General features: G+C 38.3%; 13 protein-coding genes and 3 tRNA genes. 7 read left to right on the top strand and 9 right to left on the bottom strand.

All coding sequences use genetic code 11. From position 1 onward, the window contains the following. Positions 1–615: 615 nt before the first annotated feature. The 4 genes from BW964_RS13385 to BW964_RS13370 all read left to right on the top strand — a co-directional run bounded on the left by BW964_RS13385 (position 616) and on the right by BW964_RS13370 (position 4,909). A complete protein-coding gene (locus BW964_RS13385; protein ID WP_076507851.1) occupies positions 616–1,191 on the top strand; it encodes a hypothetical protein in 576 nt (191 codons plus the stop codon). Between the two features lie 121 nt (positions 1,192–1,312). Beyond that, the gene (locus tag BW964_RS13380) at positions 1,313–3,787 is read left to right on the top strand and encodes a GEVED domain-containing protein (protein WP_076507849.1); all 2,475 of its coding nucleotides are present in this window, start codon (positions 1,313–1,315) and stop codon (positions 3,785–3,787) included. Positions 3,788–3,865: 78 nt separating this feature from the next. Then, a complete protein-coding gene (locus BW964_RS13375; protein ID WP_076507848.1) occupies positions 3,866–4,372 on the top strand; it encodes a hypothetical protein in 507 nt (168 codons plus the stop codon). Between the two features lie 108 nt (positions 4,373–4,480). After that, positions 4,481–4,909: a transposase gene (locus BW964_RS13370; protein WP_084175846.1), complete on the top strand. Its 429-nt coding sequence runs from the start codon at positions 4,481–4,483 to the stop codon at positions 4,907–4,909. A gap of 162 nt (positions 4,910–5,071) precedes the next feature. Here BW964_RS13370 and BW964_RS13360 read toward each other — a convergent pair. The 3 genes from BW964_RS13360 to BW964_RS13350 all read right to left on the bottom strand — a co-directional run bounded on the left by BW964_RS13360 (position 5,072) and on the right by BW964_RS13350 (position 5,322). After that, a tRNA-Leu gene (locus tag BW964_RS13360) sits at positions 5,072–5,155 on the bottom strand. A gap of 5 nt (positions 5,156–5,160) precedes the next feature. After that, a tRNA-Gly gene (locus tag BW964_RS13355) sits at positions 5,161–5,236 on the bottom strand. A 4-nt stretch (positions 5,237–5,240) separates the two neighbouring features. After that, positions 5,241–5,322, bottom strand: a tRNA-Leu gene (locus BW964_RS13350). 172 nt (positions 5,323–5,494) lie between these two features. Between BW964_RS13350 and BW964_RS13345 the strand changes: the two genes are divergently transcribed. Genes BW964_RS13345 through BW964_RS13335 form a run of 3 tightly spaced genes read left to right on the top strand, consistent with a single transcriptional unit; the run spans position 5,495 to position 7,463 of the window. Continuing rightward, complete coding sequence (locus BW964_RS13345; protein ID WP_076507844.1) at positions 5,495–5,872, top strand: DUF3127 domain-containing protein; 378 nt, start codon at positions 5,495–5,497, stop codon at positions 5,870–5,872. A 60-nt stretch (positions 5,873–5,932) separates the two neighbouring features. Beyond that, entirely contained in the window at positions 5,933–6,586 is a 654-nt protein-coding gene (gene aat / locus BW964_RS13340; RefSeq protein WP_076507842.1) for a leucyl/phenylalanyl-tRNA--protein transferase, read from the top strand. Next, on the top strand, positions 6,573–7,463 hold the full coding sequence (locus BW964_RS13335; RefSeq protein ID WP_076507840.1) for a DMT family transporter: 891 nt from the start codon (positions 6,573–6,575) through the stop codon (positions 7,461–7,463). The genes aat and BW964_RS13335 overlap by 14 nt, the downstream gene beginning before the upstream one ends. A 292-nt stretch (positions 7,464–7,755) precedes the next feature. Here the strand turns inward: BW964_RS13335 and BW964_RS13330 are convergent, their stop codons facing one another. From BW964_RS13330 to BW964_RS13305, 6 genes are all read right to left on the bottom strand, one after another. After that, positions 7,756–9,138 (bottom strand): tetratricopeptide repeat protein, encoded by a 1,383-nt coding sequence (locus BW964_RS13330; RefSeq protein WP_076507954.1) that lies wholly within the window; start codon positions 9,136–9,138, stop codon positions 7,756–7,758. A gap of 208 nt (positions 9,139–9,346) precedes the next feature. Then, positions 9,347–9,565, bottom strand: a complete 219-nt coding sequence (locus BW964_RS13325; RefSeq protein WP_076507838.1) for a hypothetical protein — start codon at positions 9,563–9,565, stop codon at positions 9,347–9,349. A gap of 23 nt (positions 9,566–9,588) precedes the next feature. Next, the gene (gene glmM, locus BW964_RS13320; protein ID WP_076507836.1) at positions 9,589–10,971 is read right to left on the bottom strand and encodes a phosphoglucosamine mutase; all 1,383 of its coding nucleotides are present in this window, start codon (positions 10,969–10,971) and stop codon (positions 9,589–9,591) included. 61 nt (positions 10,972–11,032) lie between these two features. Then, positions 11,033–12,061 carry a DUF4421 family protein gene (locus BW964_RS13315; RefSeq protein WP_123911965.1) on the bottom strand — a complete coding sequence of 343 codons (1,029 nt, stop codon included), beginning with the start codon at positions 12,059–12,061 and terminating at the stop codon, positions 11,033–11,035. A gap of 220 nt (positions 12,062–12,281) precedes the next feature. Next, complete coding sequence (gene feoB / locus BW964_RS13310; RefSeq protein WP_076507833.1) at positions 12,282–14,315, bottom strand: ferrous iron transport protein B; 2,034 nt, start codon at positions 14,313–14,315, stop codon at positions 12,282–12,284. Then, positions 14,315–14,569 carry a FeoA family protein gene (locus BW964_RS13305; protein WP_076507832.1) on the bottom strand — a complete coding sequence of 85 codons (255 nt, stop codon included), beginning with the start codon at positions 14,567–14,569 and terminating at the stop codon, positions 14,315–14,317. The genes feoB and BW964_RS13305 overlap by 1 nt, the downstream gene beginning before the upstream one ends. Between the last annotated feature and the right edge of the window lie 233 nt (positions 14,570–14,802).

Genomic DNA, 14,802 nt, shown 5'->3' with positions numbered 1-14,802 from the left:
AGACTACAAATATAAAACATTTTGTTTTAAAATAAAAACTAAAAAAAAGAAACATTCAGAAAAACTCAATAAAATAATAAAGATCTTTTCAATCTTCTTAAAACCAAAAGCCCGGCTTGCAGACAAAGACTCTAGATGTTTTTAGCATAATAAATGGTCGCTCTGTAAAATTTTGGGGTAAGAATTCATCATTATATATTGCCAAAAAGGTAAAAATTCCATACAATGGAGCAAGAAAATAACGATGATTATGGGAATAAAATAATTTTATTATTAATTTCGTTTTTTGAGAAAAAAATTTTAAAATTCATAATAAACAAAAATTATTATTTTATTTAAACAGGAGAATAAAAAAGACAATTATTCAAGAACTGGCCTTATTATTTTATAAAAACTCATGTTTAAATAGGTAGGGATTAAGATTATTTAATTTAATAATAATAACCCATTTTTAATGTTTTTTTTATACCCTTTTTTTTCTGAAAAAGTTAAAATTTAGACCATAAACACCTACATCACAAGTACTTATTTCTATATTTTATTAGAATTTAACTATATTCGCACTTTACCAAACGAATATATTTAGCACCACTTTAACACAAGTAATCGTCAGTGATGGAAAAAAAACATATAGTATCATTCTATATCAATGGGAAGTGGTTCTGCATTTTTCTGTTACAGATATGTTTTATTTTTCAGATACAGCATCTAGGTCCTTTTCAGAATTACATAAAAAATGACAGGATAAAACAAAAGTTTTCTATTATTCCTTCCTCTTTTCAGGGAAAGAATAAAATTTACAGTTTCAAAACCATTCCCACAGGACAGCTTTCTGATAAAACGCTATTCTTAAGTCAATTTCCTGTAAGTAAATCTGATCAAAAAGCTTCATCTGCTGTTTCACAGATTCCCTATTATATCATGCTTTATCAAAAGAGATTTTTCATTGTTCCTCATTTCAGCTCTTTTTTATCTTTAGCAGCATTGTCTTCGGGTCAATTCAAAACACACAATAAAATCATGCTGAAGAGATTAGAATCTCTTGACCATTACAATATCCTCGATCTCATCACCAATAATAAGGACTATCCATCTTTATTTATATTTTATATTTTCCTGAGGTCATACAGGTTACGTCCACCTCCCCTATTAATCAGTTATAAGGTTTCTGAAGATACCCAACTGAATTAACCGAAACACTAAGAAATTTTAAAACTAACTGTTATTCTGAATCTTGTCATGAACATTGATCTGCCAAACGGTAATCGTGAGATTAAAAATTTAGAATAGCTAATATTCATACAGACATAAAATGAAATTAAAAATTTATACTTCCATAAAGCATAGTCTTCAAGTATTATCCTGTATCTGTACAGTTTTACTGACATTCTATCAGACTAAGGGGCAAAATCTTTTAAAAGAAAGCTTCAACTATACCTCGGGCACATTGCTGACAGACAATAACTGGATTGTCCAGTCAGGGAATGGAACAAATGATATAACTGTTTCCAATGGTAATCTTCTTTACCCTGGCTCCATAGGAAACACAATGGGAAATAAAGTTCCTTTGGCTAATAACGGAGAGGACGTCTACCGTACTTTTACCACGACTGCTGCTCCTATCTACTCCTCACTCATTGTTAAAGTGTCATCAGCCAACAGTGTGGGAGATTTTTTCTATTCGATAGGCACAAGTATAGATCCGGTTTCCACCGTAGGAGCCAAGCTATTTATACGATCGAATGGAACAGGTTTCAGTTTTGGAGTTCTGAGAGGAACCGGAGGGATCCCCAGCTATGAAACAACCGTAAGACCCTTTAATACCAATGTATTGGTGGTTATAAAATATGAAGTGGTAGCTGGAGCTACGAACGACGCTGTAAAACTCTATGTAAATCCGCCATTGGCTTCGGAACCGGCAACAACCGACGCCACCTATAATGCAGCAACCGGAACGGATGCAGGAGCTTTTTCTGCCATAGCCCTTCTTCAAGGCACAGCAGCTTCAGCCCCCACTCTGGAGGTAGATGGTATCAATGTAGGAACTACCTGGGCAAGTATCACGTCTGCTATTTATGATTATGGAGATGTCCCTACGATGTATGATTTTACAAAAGATGGCGTCTATGCTCCTGCAGCACATATTCCCCTTACCGGTCTGTCCCTTGGAAATATTATTGGGGATGTAGAACTTTCACCATTAAGTGTCGTTTCAGGAGCTGACAATAATGGAAGCAATGGAGATGGCACCGATGAAAATGCCATAGTCCCTTCAGCCAATTCTATAGTAAAAGGGGTCACATATACTTTAAATGTTCCTGTGAATAATCCTGCAGCTACTGCAAAATATCTTTACGGCTGGATTGATTTTAATAATGATGGCCTTTTTGAGGTAGGTGAATTATCTGATGCCATTGTTTCATTTTCCACAACAGGAGCGACAACACAGACCCTTACATGGTCTTCTTCCAAAACAGCAACGATAACCACAGCTTCTAAGGTATATATGAGACTGAGGCTCTCAGACCGGTCTCTGAACGATTTTACCACCGCGGCATCCGGAGGTGCCCTTATTGATGAGCGAAGCATTGGAAATGGAGCCTTAAGCACAGCCAGTGCCGCTGATTTTCCTTCAGCCGCCAATGGTGAAGTTGAAGATTACCAATTATCTGTGGTTGAACCTACTACCTGTACCGGTGGCAGTGCCAATATTGCTCCTAATGGAACCACCACAATAAACGGGGTGCAAGTTACTTCATCATCAAGTGGTGATGTAGGTTCTTATCCAATACCTTTGGGGGGATGTGCAGGAAATAATACTAGTGTGAACTCATTATTTGTAGGACAAGTAGGTTCATGGTCCGAAACACTTACTTTTAATAAACCCGTCAATAATTTGTTGGTTATATTAACGGCTACGGGTATTACTGCTAATGAAAATTTCATTTTCAATTCCAATGGAGGCACGGTATCTATTATGTCTACCTCCTTCTGCACCTCGACTATAATCGGTAATACGATTTTATCAGGCAACGGGGCGAACCCTACAACCGGTGGAGGTGGCGTCTTTAGAATTACCTCTCCTACTGCATTTACTTCATTGACAATAAATGGGGCAGGCGGGTCCGGAGGCTCAAGTATGGCTCTATGTACTGCCAGTATTACTCCTCAGGGGCCAATTATATCCTCTATCACGCCCAATCAGCAAACGGTTTGTCAAAATATTACGCCTTCCGCTATTACAGCAACCGCAACAGGGGCAGGCTCGTTAAGCTACAAATGGTATCGCAACACGACAAATACTAATGTTGGAGGAACTTTAATCGCCGGTGCAACATCTCAAAACTATACCCCTCCTGCTACCGCAGTTGTAGGAACAATTTACTATTACGTAGAGATTACCGATACCAATGCAAGCACCCTCTCCTCACCTGTAAGTGTAATCACAAAAAGCTGTGCATGTTACAAGCCCGGAGTAATAAGCGGAACTGCATTGGACAGCAATCTGGGAATAACCTCTCTAAGCAGGGCAGGAACAACAGATCCTGATAAATGGCCTATGGTACGTAAAGGAGGGTGGATGGTCCTTGAGTCAAAGACTAAAGGATTTGTAGTGAACAGACTGGCCTTTGATGCTTCCGGCAATCCGGTAGGTATTCCTGCTGCCAATTTTGTAGAGGGGATGATGCTATATGATACGACGAATAATTGTCTGAAAATGTATACATCAACAGATGGAACTACCTATGCATGGTTTTGTATCAATACACAAACCTGCCCTGATTAAATCTATGAATTCGTCTGAAACAACAAATCCTTTTCTATGTTGATTTAGGCAAGTCTTTTAATTTTAAAATTTATAAAAATGAATAAAATAATCTTAATTATTACGGCATTTTGTATGGTCATCGTGAAGGGTCAGGTGGCCATAGGAAAGGGCAATGTAGTGAACACCTCAGTATCTCTGGAGTTCGCCAGTACAGAAAATAGAGGGTTGGTCCTTCCCTATGTAGAAGATACTAGTGGGATTTCCCAAAATGGAACTTTAATTTACGATACAGGGGATCATAAGGTAAAATACCTTAAATCCGGTGTTTGGTTCGACTTAAGTGTCGATACTACGGGCACTGCTGATCTGAGCATACAAACATCAAAAACAGAGAAAACAGGAGCCAAAGTCAGTATCGGAAGTCCTACTTCAACAGCGGGGATTCTGGTGTTGGAAGATAGTAACAAGGCGATGATTTTACCCAAAGTAGCCAGCCCTTATTTGAATGTAATTAACCCTGCGGCAGGAATGATGGTCTATGACACTACCGCAAGACAATTAGCCATATATAATGGCAGTGTATGGTCTTTCTGGAAACCTTAAGATCCGTTTAAACTTAAGTCTACTTCAGCCAAATAATCGGGGTACAATTTTACATCATTATTAGGCTGAAGTTTCTTTTATAGATGACTCATCAATAAATCATTAAACATGGATATCAACTTCAAAAATATTCATATCGGCTCATTACTTGAGCAGAAAACGAGAGAGTTGGAGATCGAAACTTCTCGTATTTGTAATTTCATAAAATGTGATGAGAAAGAGGTGGAGAATATGTTTTTACAAAAAGATATGCCAACTGATATTTTATTGAGGTGGTGTAAATTGCTGGAGTATGATTTCTTTAGATTATATAGTCAGCATCTGATCTTATTTTCGCCTTCCGTCAGGCGTAATAATGACCGTACCCATAAGATCTGTCAACTTCCACAATTCAGAAAAAATATTTATACCAAAGAAGTCATTACTTTTATTTTAGAGCTTATCCGTTCTGGTGAAAAAACGAAACAGCAGGTCATTAGCGAATACCGAATCCCAAAGACAACACTTTTTAAATGGGTCTCAAAATACAATGTATGACAACATATCTATCTGCTTTCAGTTAAAAGCACAGGAGGAGTATAAAAATACAGAATTTATAGAAGGATTGTGGTCTGAATTTACAGGTAGCGTCACTGCCGCCCTCTTGTACGTCTTAAAAACAAAAAACCCTCTGTTAACCGAAGTTACAGAGGGTTTTAGTACCCCGGGCGGGACTTGAACCCGCACGTTCTTACGAACACAGGATTTTAAGTCCTGCGTGTCTACCAGTTCCACCACCAGGGCAGGTGTGGAGCGAAAAACGGGATTCGAACCCGCGACCCCAACCTTGGCAAGGTTGTGCTCTACCAGCTGAGCTATTTTCGCATAGTGCGGATGAAGGGACTCGAACCCCCACGCCTCACGGCACCAGATCCTAAGTCTGGCATGGCTACCAATTACACCACATCCGCTGGTTTTTGTTTATTTTAAAGAGCTTGCTTCGTTTTTGTGAGTGCAAATATAGGACATTTTCCTTTACCTCCAAACTTTTCATTAAAAAAAATTAAAATTTATAGATTTTTTTTCTGTCCACCCTATTATTACATTTCATTTTCTTACTTTTACAACGTTAATAATTACAATATGGAACTACAAGGAACGGTAAAGAAACTTTTTGATGCTCAGACATTTGCAAGCGGTTTTCAAAAAAGAGAAATGGTTATTTTAACCCAGGAACAGTACCCACAGCCGATAAACATAGAATTTTTGTCTGATAAGATCAGTTTATTAGATAACCTTAAAGAAGGTGAAAATGTAAAAGTGGGAATCAACATCAGAGGAAGAGAATGGGTTTCTCCACAAGGTGAAACTAAATATTTTAATTCTATCACAGGATGGAAAATTGAAAAAGTAATGGATAACGGATCTGAGCCAACTCAGGCGTCTCCTGCTCAATCTGCATCTCCGGTTTCCAACGAAAACCCTTTCGCTGGCGATGATGACGATGATTTACCTTTTTAATTAAAAAACAAGATCAAATATAAATCCTACTTTCTCAAGTGGGATTTTTTTTCCAAAATAATGGTCCGACTAGACGAAAATGAGATTTCATTCCCCGATCCTGAACTTTATGACGGCCACGAAGGCCTGATTGCTTTCGGTGGTGATCTATCTATAGAACGTATTTGGTTTGCTTACCAGCTAGGCATTTTCCCTTGGTATAATCCGGGAGAGGAAATACTGTGGTGGAGCCCTGATCCAAGATTTGTTCTGTTTCCTGATGAGCTAAAAGTTTCAAAATCGATGCGGAAAATACTCAACAGATCCGTTTTTACATTTTCCGAAAACAAAAGTTTCAGAGAAGTGATCCAAAACTGCCAGCAAAGCAGCAGAAAAGGACAAACGGGAACCTGGCTTTCAGACGAGCTGATGGAATCTTTCATCAAACTTCACGAATACGGCCTTGCCAAAAGTATTGAAGTATGGCTTAATGAAGAACTGGTTGGCGGATTTTACGGAATTCAGATCGGCCATGTTTTCTGTGGAGAAAGTATGTTTGCAAAGGTAAGTAACGCATCTAAAGCAGGCTTTATACATTTTGTAGAAAGCAACAAAGAAGCCTTAGATCTCATTGACTGTCAATCTCATACCGAACACCTGGAAAGTCTGGGGGCCAAAATGATTCCTAAAAAAGAATTTTTAAAAATCTTACACAAAAACAATGAACGCAGATAAAGAAAAATGGATTCTTCTGGTTGTATTAACGCTTATCTGGGGGTCATCTTTTATTTTGATCAAAAAATCTCTGGAGCACTTCAGCCCTTATCAGGTCGGTGCACTAAGGGTTTTGATTGCAGGAATTGTATTAATGCCTGTTGCCATTTCAAAATATAAACTCTTTCCTAAAAAACATCTGAAATGGCTTATTCTGGCTGCATTTACAGGAAATTTTATTCCCATGTTCCTGTTCCCGATTGCAGAAACGGAGGTGAGCAGCAGTATTGCGGGAATTATCAATTCTATGATGCCCATTTTTGTAATCATTGTGGGAGCTCTGATCTGGAAATTTGACACCACCAAAAGGCAGATCGTAGGAACAATGATCAGCTTTGCAGGCGTCTGTTTACTGGCATTTGGAGGGGATGGAGAAGGTGGAAAATTTAAGCTGATTCCGATATTGCTCTTATTATTAGCCACCTTATGCTACGCTGTAAGCACGACAACGGTGAAATCTAAACTGATGGGAATTTCTTCCACTATTTTATCCGCTTTTGTTTTCTCTTTTGTTTTGTTTTTACCTTCTCTGATTGCTTTAACAGGAACCGGATTTTTTTCCACCTTCAGTTTCAATGAAGATCAAATGCTGGGACTGATGTTTGTGGGCCTGCTATCGGTCTTCGGAACGGGGCTGGCGATGACATTGAATTACCGGCTGCTGAAAGTGTCTACTCCTCTTTTTGCCTCAACAGTAACGCTGCTGATGCCGATCGTTGCGATTATCTGGGGCTTTTTAGATGGTGAAAAACTAAGTGTTTTACAGTTTGTGGGCGCTGGTGTCATTATCGGAGGATTAATCTTTTTAAGGTCTAAAACCAGCATTATAAAAAAGTAAGTTCAGCTATATAATGAATTTATTTTAACGCAAAGACTGATCATACATACATAACAATTGAAGTAAGGTAAGATGTGACATAACCTTTGCTTAAGCTGATGGATAAAAGATCCGCTTAATCAAAACAATGCACTTGTACGGTTGACATCAAGTTGATTGAAAATAAAAATCCTGCATTGCTGCAGGATTTACTTATTTGAATTATTTTAATTTAAATCTTTCAGAATCTTAAGCTGTTTGGTGAGACAGATTTTCAGAAACATCTTTCTTCCAGTTTCATTCCTCTGGCTTCTTAAGAATTCTTCTTTTTTACTTTTGCTTTGACTTTCTTTACCTCATCTTTGATGAAAGGATACTTTTTCTGCATATCCGGCGCCAACGATGGGTCTATACTCAATGCTTTCTGAAGAGATTCCGCGCCTTTTTCCGCTCTCTTAAGGTTAAAATAGCAGTTGCTTAGCTGATAGTAGAGTTCTGCTCTGTCGTGTACCTTTAGAGCTCTCTCCAGGATCGTCACAGCTTCTTCATACTCTCCAAGAAGCATTAAAACTTCAGAGTAAGCATACCAGTTGTAAAATCTTGTAGGCTCTGCATCAACCAGCTTTTTAAGACAGCCAAGGCTTTCTTCAAATTTTCCGGAATCGATGAACAGAAACGCCAACCTTTTCTGATAATCAAGATTGTCATCATTCAGATGGGTGGCTTCTTTCGCAAAATGCAGTGCCTCTTTCATCCCTCCCATTTCTTCATACAGGTAAGACTGCTCCATCATCGCAAGATAAAACTGAGGGTCTTCTCTCAATGATTTCTGAAACGCATTAAGAGCCATAATAGACTGTTTCTGCGCCTTGTAACACAATCCTATTTTGTAAAAAGTAAATGCTTTGGTATATTCCAGCTCAAGCATTTCCTCATAGACCGTTACTGCTTTCTGATACTGTCCTAAAGCTTCGTAACAGGCTGCTTTATTAGCATAAACTCCTACAGAATTTGAATTGATGGCCAAAAGATAGTCATACCCTTTGATGGCTTCTTCAAAATTCTTTCTGTTGAAATAAAACTGTCCATATTCAAACCATGCGGTTTCGGAGTAAGCAAATTCATCTAAATATTCATTAAGAAAGGCAATAGCCTCCTCGCTCTTATTCAGATCGCTGAAGCAGATCATACAGTTTTCAAGTGAATACTCGTCCGTAGGATCTTCTTTCAGAGCTTTTCTGTAGTGTTTAAGAGCGTTAAAGGGATCTCCCAAATTCACATATTCATCCGCAATAAAGTTGTGAAGGAAGTTCTCTTCTTCTTTCAATTCTAAAGCTTTTTTACAGATATCAATGGATTTTCTAGGGTTTCCCAGGCTCGAATAATACTTCGCATAGCAGACTAAAAAGTCTGTGTTCTCCATCGATGCGCCTTTCAGCTCATTGATGAGTTCCTTTGCGGTATTATAATCTTCCCATTCCAGAAGAATCTCAAGTCTTTTGATCTTGATATCTAATGAATTCGGGTGAAGCTTAAGTCCATAGTTAACAGCATTGTCTGCGTAGTTAAAATCTCCCAGCTCCAAATAATAAACAATAATATCTTCCAATTCTTCGGTATCGAAGTAGAATTCATCATTGTTTTCCATCATTTCCTCGAACTTTTTCACAAGTTCATTTCCAAAATACTCTTCCAATAGTGTCGTCTTTGTCGGTCCGATGTCTGAATGTACTTGCAAACCTCGGCAAACTTTATTAATTAATAATAACTTCTGAAACTGACATTCAAATGTTTATGCAAAGTTGCAACTTTTTTTTGAATTAGTTTTTCATAAATTTCTATAATAAAGATAGTAAAAAAAGAAAACAGATAAAAGGATTGTGGATAAATAACGCAAATTGTGGTTAAATAGTAATAATGATTCTTTTTCCGGACGGAATTTCTGCCGATCCAGCCAATTTTTGTATCTTTTCTGAAAGCGGTGAGTACCTCTGATATGTTTCCCCCTGCGGCAGCCTGAAATATCTTGAAAATAATTTCAGAATCTGATTTCCCCATCCGGATCTGCCCTGCACTTCATATTCTTTTATCACCCTTTTGCAGAAGAAAAAAGAACGGAGCATTTCTGTTCCGTTCTTCTTTTATTTTAAATTAAACTTTTAATTTTAGCGATGATATCATCTCCAAGTTTATCGGCTTCTTCCTGTGTATAAGCCTCTGTATAGATTCTGATAATGGGTTCTGTATTGGATTTTCTAAGGTGCACCCAGTTGTTTTCAAAGTCGATCTTTACCCCATCAATGGTAGAAACCTGCTCATTCTGGTATTCTTTTTCCATTTTGGATAAGATTTCATCGACATTGATCTCCGGAGTGAGTTCTATTTTCTTTTTCCCCATAAAGTAGCCCGGATATCCGGCTCTTAATTCGGAAACTGTTTTGTTTTCTTTGGCCAGATGGGTTAAAAACAAAGCAGCACCTACCAAAGAGTCTCTTCCGTAGTGAAGATCAGGATAGATGATTCCTCCGTTTCCTTCTCCTCCGATCACTGCATTTTTTTCTTTCATCAGGTTCACGACGTTCACCTCTCCTACAGCACTTGCAAAGTATTCTGAATCGTGGCTATTGGCAACGTCCCTCAAAGCACGGCTTGAAGAAAGATTGGAGATAGCGGCTCCTTTTTTATGCTTTAATAAATAATCTGCAACCGCAACCAGCGTATATTCTTCTCCGAACATTTCCCCATTTTCATCAATTAAAGCCAGTCTGTCCACGTCCGGATCTACAACAATCCCAAGGTCGGCATTTTCTTTTTTTACCAGCTCACAGATGTCTCCCAAATGTTCTTTCAAAGGTTCAGGATTGTGTGGAAACTGTCCGTTCGGTTCGCAGTATAATTTTACAGTCTCGCAACCAAGCTTATCCAACAGCATCGGAATAGCGATTCCTCCTGTAGAGTTGACGGCATCAAGAACAATTTTGAATTTTTTTGCTTTAATCGCTTCAACATCTACCATCGGCAGGTCAAGAATTTGCTGAATATGAATATCAAAAGCATCTTCTCTTGTTTCATATTTTCCAAGATCATCTACTTCAGCGTAGTTGAAATCTTCGCTTTCAGCCAGAGCCAGTACTTTTGCCCCATCGTCTCCGCTAATGAACTCTCCTTTGCCATTCAATAGCTTAAGTGCGTTCCATTGTTTTGGATTGTGTGAAGCGGTAAGGATGATTCCTCCGTCTGCGTTCAGTTCGGGAACCATGATTTCTACGGTTGGTGTTGTAGAAAGTCCTAAGTCCACAACATTAATTCCCAATCCCTGAAGGGTAGCTGTTACCAGTGAAGAAACCATTTCGCCTGATATTCTGGCATCTCTTCCTATGACAAGGGTTAAATTCTTTTTATTCTGTGTATTCTGAAGCCAGGTACCGAATGCGGATGCAAATTTCACCACGTCCAGAGGAGTCAGGTTATCATTTACTTTTCCGCCGATTGTCCCTCGGATCCCTGAAATAGATTTTATTAACGACATTCTGTTTTTATTTTTTTAAGTTGTTTTTATTCCGGGCAAAGATACTTAAAAGACCTGTAATTTATAAAACAGGGATTTTTTTCTGGATCTTATCATAATTTCTCTGTACCACTTTTGGAGGTGGAAAACGGTAGCCGATGTAAAGCAGTCCGTATAAATTATTATTTTGTACACTTTGGTTATCTTTTTCATTATAGGCATAGGCATTGACATTAAATTTTCCTCCGAAAAGGAACCGGTCTGTATTATATCCTATATGAAGCCCTGTCGCAAATCTCAGGGTCAGATATTGAGTATTTTCTTTGTTTAGTTTCGTTCCATCATTACCAATATCCCAGCTACTGGAAAACATTCCGCCTAATCCCAGTGAAACATTTGGGGCGATATTGACTCTTTTTTTAGCACCCAGCACCCAGTTGTAAAAATACCCCATATTGGCTCCGAAACTGTATTGGGTCTCTTTGCTTTTCTGTCCGTTCAGAATATCTCTGAATACCGAAAGATCATAATCCACAAAAGGAACCCAGCTTCCACGGCTTTCTTTCTGCCACTCCCCTTGTGTATAAATGCTTTTCAGGGAAAAATCCTTCTTCATCACATAGGCCGTAGATCCTCCAAAGCTTTGAATTCTGAGATCCGGAAATTGCAGGTAAGGATCTTTTCCTTCTTTCCAGTCGGGAAAGAGATCTTTCATATTCTCAATATAAAATCCTTTTACATTTTTGTAATAAACGGTCTGAATAAATCTTTTGGGGAAAAACCGAAATCTGAAATCGGCATAGGAACTGTTGCCCTTCAGCTCATTATCATTGTTTCCGGGAAGAAAACTGGGCGTAAATGATACCGTGGCACTTATGATCCTGTAATCAATAGAAAAAGAGGCTCTTGTTTTGTTGTTAATCGAAAGGATGGTTTCCAACGGTTTATCCTCAGGACCTTCCGTAAAAACATATTTTTCAACATTGGTATCAAGGTTGACGCGCACCATAACCTGATCTGTATAAGACTTGATTTTGGTTGTATCTATCTGGGCTTTTACCAGCATGGTTACCGTAGAAAATATGAAGATAGCGACTGATTTCGGGCTCAAATCGAAATGGTTTTAATTTCAGAAAATGAAATTACTACAATTTTTTCAATTATGAGCTTAAAACAGGATCATGAGCATCCGCAATCTTTATCACAACTGCTTCTTTTGGAGCTGAATTTTTTCGGCGCAAAATTCTTTCTGAGTACTTTAAATAAAGAGTAACAGGCAAATGCAACAATCAATACAATAATAACGTACTGAAAAATTAAGGAAGTTTCCATTATTTTAAAATCTGATAAGATATCAACGACACAAAATATGCCAAACCGGTCATCATCGCTACCTGAAAGCCGGTCCATTTCCAGCTTTTGGTCTCTCTGTAGACTACTGCCAGTGTAGAAACACACTGCATTGCAAATGCATAAAACAAGAGAACGGAAATACCGGTTGCAAAGCTGAATACTTTACTTCCGTCAGGTTTCACATCTCTTCTCATTTTATCGATCACTTTTACTTCAGGAGCATCATCCTCCAAGCTATACAGGGTAGACATAGTTCCTACGAAAACTTCTCTCGCCACAAAACTGGTCAGAATTCCTACTCCCATTTTCCAGTCGTAGCCAAGGGGCTCGATAAGAGGCTCGATTCCTTTACCCATTTTTGCCAGATAAGAGTGGTCAAGTTCAACATTCGTTGCTACAAACTGCTCTGGCTTTTGTTTGGGTCCGAAATAACTTAAGAACCAGATGATGATACTTACTATAAATATGATCTTACCGGCTCCTGTTACGAACTCCCATACTTTACCTAAAACCATTTTAAGATCGTATCCGAAAAGGGGTTTTTTATAAGCAGGAAGGTCCATGACAAGATAGGTCTTTCCTTCATTTTTGATAAATCTTTTAAGAATTGCTGCTGAAAACAGGGCTACAAGGAAACCTAAAAGGTACATTCCCATCAGCACCAATGCTTTATATTTAATTCCAAGGAATGATCCTTCAGAAATAATCAAACCGATAATGATACTGTAGACAGGAAGTCTTGCAGAACATGTCATGAAAGGTGTCACCAGAATAGTTAATAATCTTTCTCTTACGTTTTCAATATTCCTTGTGGAAATCACGGCAGGAATGGCGCAGGCGGTCCCTGACACCAAAGGGACAATACTTTTCCCGTTCAGTCCAAAGGGACGCAGCAGTCTGTCCATCAGGAATACGACTCTTGCCATATATCCTGAATCTTCTAATAAATATAAGAAATATAATAAGATCCCAATCTGCGGGGCAAAGACTACAATTCCTCCGATTCCGGGAACAATTCCGTTTGAAATCAATGAATTGATCGGCCCTTCCGGAAGATGTTCTCCGGTAAATGCGGCCAGCCATGAGAAGAAATCATCAATCCAGTTCATCGGATATTCGGCCAGGAAGAAAACACTTTGGAAAATAACCAGCAGAATCATCAGAAAAACGATGTAGCCCCAGAATTTGTGAACCAGTACTCTATCTAATTTTTCCGTGAGAAGTTCTTTGAACTGAGCTTTCTTAGAGATAACGTCTGCTAATATTTTGTCAACATTCTGATATCTTCTAACCGTTTCCTGCACCTGAAGCCTTTTCGGAACCAGACTTTTGGATTCGGGTTCGTTCATTCTATCTTTTATTGAGGCTATTTTTACCACGTCTGAGCCTAAAGAAAGGCTCATCCATGCTTTATATTCATTGTCAATACCTTTGTGGGCAACCAGTTTATGGATAAAATCTTTGTGCTCGTTGGGTATTTCGAAAGAGGTCTTTTCGGTTTTTACAAAGCCATTGTTCAGAACAGCGTCTCTGATCTCGTCTATTCCCAACTGCTCTTTAGCATTGGTTTGAATAATTTTAATGCCCAAAGCATCAGAAAACTTCCGGATATCGATGGTAATTCCTCTTCTTTCTGCCTGGTCGATCTGGTTAACTACCAGAATCATTGGGATGCCGAGGTCTTGTATCTGTTGAAAGAGGAGCAGTCCTCTTTTTAAGCTTAAAGCTTCAAGAATGTAAATGACCCCTGCATAATTTTTTTGCTCGTCGATAAGAAATTTGGAAAAAATAGCTTCATCTTCGGAGCTCGGGTAAACACTGTATGAACCCGGCAGGTCGATGACCTCAACTTCTTCGTTTTGATACGTGTAATTTCCAGAATGGCTTGCCACGGTAACTCCTGCATAATTTCCGGTCTTCTGCTTTTTGTTGCACAGTGCATTGAAAACCGTAGACTTTCCTACATTAGGATTCCCGACCAAAAGGACCTGTTTTTTCTTATTTTCCTGCATTAATTCAATTCTTCAACAATGATATAATTTCCCTCTTCTTCACGTAGAGCGATGCGGCTTTTTTCTTCTCCAAATTCCACATACATAGGACCATTGAACGGCGCCTGATACAATATCCTGAAAATGGTTTCCGGCAGAAGTCCCATTTCTATGATCTTGTTAGGCATTTTAAGGTGGTCATTGTCATAACCCAAAATCTTCCCCATTTTGTTCTTAGGGAATCCGCTTAATTTATGTAAGTCCTTCTCTTTCAAAACCTGCTTTTTAGTACGGGCAAATATACGCTATTTAAATTTAATCTAAATAACGACAGATATGAAAGAAATCAACCCAAATACATTGCTGTACCTGGGTTGATTCAAAAATATAATTTAGTTGATATGAATGTTTATTTTTTCTTTTTCTAGATATTTAAAATACTATACACACAACATAACTGTAAAAAAACACACTCTACAATAGTATATTTTTCATTTTTGTTTAATGA

It is taken from the genome of Chryseobacterium shigense (assembly GCF_900156575.1).
Taxonomy (GTDB): domain Bacteria; phylum Bacteroidota; class Bacteroidia; order Flavobacteriales; family Weeksellaceae; genus Chryseobacterium; species Chryseobacterium shigense.
This window is presented reverse-complemented; position numbering and strand designations above follow the sequence as displayed.

Excerpts from the sequence above, each read along its gene's own strand:
- BW964_RS13385 (WP_076507851.1), top strand. The coding sequence starts at position 616 with ATGGAAAAAAAACATATAGTATCATTCTATATCAATGGGAAGTGGTTC.
- BW964_RS13380 (WP_076507849.1), top strand. The coding sequence starts at position 1,313 with ATGAAATTAAAAATTTATACTTCCATAAAGCATAGTCTTCAAGTATTA.
- BW964_RS13375 (WP_076507848.1), top strand. The coding sequence starts at position 3,866 with ATGAATAAAATAATCTTAATTATTACGGCATTTTGTATGGTCATCGTG.
- BW964_RS13370 (WP_084175846.1), top strand. The coding sequence starts at position 4,481 with ATGGATATCAACTTCAAAAATATTCATATCGGCTCATTACTTGAGCAG.
- BW964_RS13345 (WP_076507844.1), top strand. The coding sequence starts at position 5,495 with ATGGAACTACAAGGAACGGTAAAGAAACTTTTTGATGCTCAGACATTT.
- aat (WP_076507842.1), top strand. The coding sequence starts at position 5,933 with ATGGTCCGACTAGACGAAAATGAGATTTCATTCCCCGATCCTGAACTT.
- BW964_RS13335 (WP_076507840.1), top strand. The coding sequence starts at position 6,573 with ATGAACGCAGATAAAGAAAAATGGATTCTTCTGGTTGTATTAACGCTT.
- BW964_RS13325 (WP_076507838.1), bottom strand. The coding sequence starts at position 9,565 with ATGCTCCGTTCTTTTTTCTTCTGCAAAAGGGTGATAAAAGAATATGAA.
- glmM (WP_076507836.1), bottom strand. The coding sequence starts at position 10,971 with ATGTCGTTAATAAAATCTATTTCAGGGATCCGAGGGACAATCGGCGGA.
- feoB (WP_076507833.1), bottom strand. The coding sequence starts at position 14,315 with ATGCAGGAAAATAAGAAAAAACAGGTCCTTTTGGTCGGGAATCCTAAT.